The 298-nt window shown below is 73.5% G+C and carries 1 protein-coding gene; it reads left to right on the top strand.

Features of this window, described 5'->3' with window-relative positions; all coding sequences use genetic code 11:
• On the top strand, positions 1-298 hold a 298-nt coding region (locus tag H5965_RS46035; protein ID WP_310977648.1), incomplete at both ends, for a carotenoid oxygenase family protein.

A 298-nucleotide genomic window follows, 5' to 3' on the forward strand; every position in this document is an offset into this window, starting at 1 on the left:
CCAGGAGTTCCCGCGCGACGACGAGCGCCTGGTCGGCCGCCGCCACCGCTACGGCTACGCGATGTCGGCCGACGGCGGCGCCGACCCCGGCGGCTCCCTGTTCAAGCACGACTTCCACACGGGCGCCCGCGACGAGCGCGCGTACGGAGCGGGCCGCCAGCCGGGCGAGTTCGTGTTCGTCCCTCGCCACGACGACGCACCGGAGGACGACGGCGTCCTGCTGGGCTTCGTCTTCGACCCGGCCACCCAGCGCAGCGACCTGACGCTCCTGGACGCCGAGACACTGGAGACAGTGGCA

It is taken from the genome of Amycolatopsis sp. 505 (assembly GCF_031625235.1).
Lineage (GTDB): Bacteria > Actinomycetota > Actinomycetes > Mycobacteriales > Pseudonocardiaceae > Amycolatopsis.